Origin of the sequence: Rahnella perminowiae, from assembly GCF_019049755.1 — a bacterium.
GTDB classification, from domain to species: domain Bacteria; phylum Pseudomonadota; class Gammaproteobacteria; order Enterobacterales; family Enterobacteriaceae; genus Rahnella; species Rahnella perminowiae.
Map to the genome: position 1 here is coordinate 1 of NZ_JAFMOS010000321.1, position 4,783 is coordinate 4,783.

4 protein-coding genes are annotated in these 4,783 nt (G+C 46.2%); all 4 read left to right on the top strand.

What is annotated here, in order from left to right; translation table 11 throughout:
* Positions 1-1,204: O-antigen ligase family protein (locus J1785_RS03205; RefSeq protein WP_217218790.1), on the top strand; the 1,204-nt coding region annotated here is incomplete at its 5' end.
* 67 nt (positions 1,205-1,271) lie between these two features.
* Positions 1,272-2,279, top strand: a complete 1,008-nt coding sequence (locus J1785_RS03210; protein WP_217218791.1) for a glycosyltransferase — start codon at positions 1,272-1,274, stop codon at positions 2,277-2,279.
* A gap of 160 nt (positions 2,280-2,439) precedes the next feature.
* Positions 2,440-3,522 (top strand): putative lipopolysaccharide heptosyltransferase III, encoded by a 1,083-nt coding sequence (gene rfaQ / locus J1785_RS03215; protein ID WP_129955275.1) that lies wholly within the window; start codon positions 2,440-2,442, stop codon positions 3,520-3,522.
* Positions 3,515-4,660 carry a glycosyltransferase family 4 protein gene (locus tag J1785_RS03220; protein WP_129955274.1) on the top strand — a complete coding sequence of 382 codons (1,146 nt, stop codon included), beginning with the start codon at positions 3,515-3,517 and terminating at the stop codon, positions 4,658-4,660. The genes rfaQ and J1785_RS03220 overlap by 8 nt, the downstream gene beginning before the upstream one ends.
* Positions 4,661-4,783: the final 123 nt, after the last annotated feature.

A 4,783-nucleotide genomic window follows, 5' to 3' on the forward strand; every position in this document is an offset into this window, starting at 1 on the left:
CTCTATTTCTTTCTTTATGTATTCCGGTGAAATCACCCGTAATTTCTTTTATATCGTTACTTATATTTCAGTCATATACTTTATCTATATTACTTTACGGGTTGAAAAGAAAATTCACTTCTATCCTGTAGCCTGCACAATTCTGCTCCTGGGTATCAGCAAGTTACTTTGGGTTATGCTGACCGTCAACCATCAGTATCCGCTTATTGCATACCATTACCAAATCAGTGGCAAACGACTCATACTGGCATCATTCATCCTTTATGCCATTGAGCATAATATTCATAAATGGAAAATCCCCACACTGACAGTACGCACGGGTATTTCCATTATGACGCTTCTGTTTTTAATCATATCAGCAACGCGCATCGCTTATTATTTAAAAACAGGCGACCGTATTCAAATAAACTCTGATGCCCCGACATCCGGTGCCTATACATTCACGATTTTTTCCTTACTGGTCATGTACAGCCTGAAATATCATGCTTTAAAACATTACCGATTCATTTGCCTGATTGTAATGACCATGACATTTGCTGTACTTGCGGCCACCGAAACTCGTTCAGCAATGCTACTTTTTACGCTCATTAGTGCAGGCAGCATCATTTACGACTTTGTCAAAAGTTCCCATACTTCTAAAATGATATACGGTTTTGGCATCACCGCTTTGATTATTGCCGCCGTTCTCTCAGGCCATCCTTATTACAATAAGGTACTCACCCGCCTCGACAACCTTCAGAACGAGGTCGCCTCATATCATGAAGGCAACCGCAATACTTCAGTCGGCGCGCGTTTCTCAATGTGGCGCGCCGGATTGGATGTTTTCAAACAACACCCGTTTGGTCAGTCTGCTGACAGCCGCAATGCACTGGCGACAACGTTCATCGATCAGCATGAAGGCGGCAATCCGGAAGCGTTACGTAATCTGCAGTTCCATCTGCATAATGACATTATCGATACCTTGTCATTACAGGGAATTTTCGGCGCATTGATTATGGTACTTTTCTTCGCTGTATTATTGCTCTATCCCTTCAGACTGATACCCAAAGGTTACGAATTTTTATTGCTGTCGGTTCCGGTAATTTACTTCAGTCAGGGCGATACCCAGTTTTATAATCGCGAATCACCGTATTTTATTGTGCTGGTCTTCGCCTATCTGTTGATGCTGAGAATGAGGACGCGGCCCTCTTTAGAAAAACAATGATTTTTCCGGGCTGTGAGCTCGCACCGGCCCGGTTGTTTGCCATCTTTATCAGTGGAAAATCTGTGATATGCCTTTAACAACGACATCGGACAACATTAAGCTCAGCGCGATTATTCCCCTGTATAACGGCGGGGAGATGTTCCGAAACTTTATGGATTCGCTCGTCGCCCAGACGCTGGAAAACCTCGAAGTCATCATCGTTAATGATGGCTCGACAGATGGTTCCGAGCGCGTTGCGCAAGAATACGCCAGCAAATACCCGCATATTCGCGTCATTCATCAGGCTAACGGCGGTGTTTCACGTGCGCGCAATGCCGGCCTGGATGTCGCCAAAGGTCAGTATGTCACTTTTCCGGATGCCGATGACATACTCTATCCGGACATGTATAAAACGCTGATTGAGCTGTGTGAACAAGATGATCTGGATGTCGCACAATGTAATGGTGAACGTTATTTTGTCAGCTCAGAAAAAGTTAAACCCATCATCCCCACCGATCGTTTAACGTCGACAGCCGTTCTGGATGGCCCGGACTGGCTTAAAATGGCGCTGGCAACAAACCGTTATTTGCACGTTGTATGGCTTGGAGTCTACCGTCTCCAGCTCATTAAAAAGCATAATCTGTATTTTGAACCGGGCCTGCATCATCAGGATATTCCCTGGACAACCGAATTAATGTTCAACGCACGCCGCGTGAAATATACCCAAAAGGTTCTTTATCGCTATTACATTCACGGCCAGTCAATCAGTAACCAAAAAAGAACTGGAATGAAAAACGTTGAATATCAAAGGCATTATCTAAAAATAGCCAAAATGCTTGATGCGTTAAATGAGCGATATAAAGACCAGGTAAAGATCTATGCGGAGTTTCCAAGACAGGTCACCCGTGAAGCCCTGACGGTCTGCCATTCTGTCCGCCGTGAGCCTGATCAGGCCGCCCGGAAAGCCATGATCGACGATATTTACACCTCCGGCACACGCAAAATAATGCTGCGTAACGCGCGCGGACCTAAACAATGGTGGCAACTGTTATTGTGGCTGTATCGCCTCCATAACCTGCGTAAAAAACTCGGTTAATCTGTTTCAGAAAGAGACGATTCCATTATGTCTTTAAGTGGAATCTAACTATTTCTTAAATGAAGTTATTTATCTTTCTATATCAGGAGGATAAATAACTTCACACCATACGATTCTTCACCTAAAATCAATTCACTATATTCTACTATCAGATAATAGAATGCCTAATTCAGAAGCCAAATACGCAGCATTCAGACCCCAAAGAATTCTTCTGGTGAAACTCCGTCATCATGGAGATATGGTGCTGACCACGCCGGTGATAAACAGGCTACGTGAGCATTATCCCGATGCTGAAATTGATGTGCTTCTGTATAAAGAAACCCGCCCTATTCTTAGTGAACACCCGGCCCTTTCCTATATCCATGTGATTGATAGAACATGGAAAAAACAAGGTGTCCGCTATCAGTTACAGCAAGAATATCAGCTACTCAAAGCGGTACGCGAACGACATTATGACCTGGTGATTAATCTGGCCGATCAGTGGCGTAGCGCGCTGATTTCCCGCTTCAGCGGTGCGAAAGTTCGTTTAGGATTCGACTATAAAAAACGACGTTCTGCTTTCTGGCGGGCAGGTCATACACAATTAGTGACCACCGAAAATCACAGCCTCCTGCATACTGTCGAACAGAATATGTCGATTTTGTCCCCTCTTGGCATCTCCACCGATAATGCGGTGACATCAATGCATTATTCAGAAAGTGACAAGTCTTTCTGTCAGCAATTACTTCTGAAAAACCAGGTAAGCGGCGAATATATTGTGATTCAGCCGACGTCACGCTGGACGTTCAAATGCTGGGATGATGACAAATTCGCCAATGTGATTGATGGACTCGCTGAAACCGGCCTGACGATTGTAATGACCTCCGGCCCGGATAAGAAAGAGCTGAATATGGTGCGCAAAATTCAGGATCTCACCCACAATCCGCAGGTTATCTCTGTTGCCGGGCAGCTATCACTGACACAGCTTGCGGCAATGATTGATGGTGCAAAACTCTTTATCGGGGTGGATTCTGCGCCGATGCATATGGCTGCCGCGCTTAATACACCTTGCGTGGCCTTATTTGGCCCGACGAAAATGCAGCACTGGCGTCCATGGGGCAATAACAATACCACTATCTGGGCCGGGGACTACGCGCCGCTGCCCGCACCCGATTCTATCGATACAAAAACTCAACAACGTTATCTGCATGCAATCCCTGTCAGCGATGTGATTGATGCCGCCAGGAGTTACCTGCATGACTAATGCTGCCAGTGAGAAAAACATTCGTTTAGCAATTGTCAGACAAAAATATCGCCCTGATGGCGGCGCGGAACGTTTTATCTCACGCGCTCTTGAAGCACTGGATGATCAAAATATTGATCTGAATATTATTACCCGCCAGTGGGAAGGCAAACCCAATCCGAAATGGAAAATTCACCTGTGCAATCCGGCAAAATATGGCCGGGTTTCACGTGAGAAAGGTTTTGCCGCTGCAGCACAACAATGTTGGGAACGGGAACAGTTCGACATTGTGCAAAGCCACGAGCGCATTCCGGGTTGCGATATTTTCCGCGCGGGCGATGGTGCACATCGTGTCTGGCTGGAACAAAGGGCGCGCGTTATTTCACCTCTCCAGCGTTTTCTCACACAAATCAGTTCATATCACCGGTATGTACTGCAGGCTGAGGAAGCCATGTTCCACTCTCCGGCGTTGAAAAAAATCATCTGTAATTCTGAGATGGTAAAACGCGATATCATCCGCTGTTACGGGGTGGAGGAAAGTCGTTTTGAGGTGATCTATAACGCCATTGATTCCCAAAAATTCGTACCGGCGACCCTTGCACAACGGCTTGCTTCACGTGAAATGCTTGCCATTCCTGCGCAGGCCGTGGCACTGATTTACGTAGGTTCTGGTTTTGAACGCAAAGGGTTGAAGCCCGCCATTGAAGCAATTGCTTCCGGCGATCGTTACCTGATTATTGTCGGACAAGATAAAGACCAGAAAAAATACGCATCGCTGGCTCAGCAAACAGGCTGCGCCGACCGGATCCGCTTTGTCGGGGTACAAAACAATGTTCTGCCTTATTACCACGCAGCCGATGGCATGATCCTGCCGACATTATATGACCCGTTCCCGAACGTTATTCTTGAAGCCATGGCCTGCGGATTGCCCGTCATCACCAGTGAAACTTGTGGGGGGGCAGAATTTATCAGGCAGGGGCGCGAGGGCTTTGTTTGCGATGCACTGGATGTGGCAAGCCTAAGCGAATATGTGAATAAAATTCCTTCCCGTCAGGAAAATGACGAGATGGGAAATGCGGCAAGAGAACGGATTTTACCTTACACTCCGAAAAACCTTTCACAGCAGTTAGTTACGCTTTATCACTCGTTACTGGTCTGAGGACGCAGGCGCTGACATGATGAGTCGATCACACTTATCTGATACCATGTGCCCATCTATCCGCCGGGACTATTTTCGCTTTATGAAATTAACTTTCCCTTATGCAACGCCTGATAAAAGATG

What these genes read in the sequence shown, in the direction of transcription:
- J1785_RS03210 (WP_217218791.1), top strand. Translation starts at nt 1,272, where the DNA reads ATGCCTTTAACAACGACATCGGACAACATTAAGCTCAGCGCGATTATT.
- rfaQ (WP_129955275.1), top strand. Translation starts at nt 2,440, where the DNA reads ATGCCTAATTCAGAAGCCAAATACGCAGCATTCAGACCCCAAAGAATT.
- J1785_RS03220 (WP_129955274.1), top strand. Translation starts at nt 3,515, where the DNA reads ATGACTAATGCTGCCAGTGAGAAAAACATTCGTTTAGCAATTGTCAGA.